Here is a 644-nt window from a genome sequence, read left to right as displayed (position 1 = left end):
CAGGCCCAGCACGAACGAACCGATCGTGGAGAACGTGTTCAGGAACGTGAAGCCGTCCGACGGCAGGTAGTCGGCGTACCGGCGGGGCATGCCCTCGGTGCCCAGCCAGTGCTGCACCAGGAACGTGGCGTGGAAACCGAGGAACGTCAGCCAGAAGTGGACCTTGCCGAGGCGGTCGTCGAGCATCCGGCCGAACATCTTCGGGAACCAGAAGTAGATCCCGGCGAACACCGCGAACACGATCGTGCCGAACAGCACGTAATGGAAGTGCGCGATCACGAAGTACGAGTCACTGACGTGGAAGTCGATCGGCGGGGCGGCCAGCAGCACACCGGACAGACCACCGAACAGGAACGTCACCAGGAAACCGATCGCGAACATCATCGGCGTCTCGAAGCTGATCTGGCCGCGCCACATCGTGCCGATCCAGACGAAGAACTTCATGCCGGTCGGCACCGCGATCAGGAAGCTCAGGAAGCTGAAGAACGGCAGCAGCACCTGGCCGGTGACGAACATGTGGTGTGCCCACACGCTCATCGACAGCGCGCCGATCAGCAGCGTCGCCGCGACCAGACCCTTGTAGCCGAACACCGGCTTGCGGCTGAAGACCGGGATGACCTCGGTGATGATGCCGAAGAACGGCA

General features: G+C 62.7%; 1 protein-coding gene. It reads right to left on the bottom strand.

Annotated elements, in window-relative coordinates; all coding sequences use genetic code 11:
• Positions 1-644, bottom strand: a 644-nt coding sequence (locus Ato02nite_RS50735; protein WP_213013934.1) for a cbb3-type cytochrome c oxidase subunit I, incomplete at both ends; no start/stop codon positions are given.

Origin of the sequence: Paractinoplanes toevensis, from assembly GCF_018332695.1 — a bacterium.
Classification (GTDB): Bacteria; Actinomycetota; Actinomycetes; order Mycobacteriales; family Micromonosporaceae; genus Actinoplanes; species Actinoplanes toevensis.
Note: the sequence above shows the minus strand (reverse complement) of the source record. Positions and strands in the feature narration are given on the sequence as shown.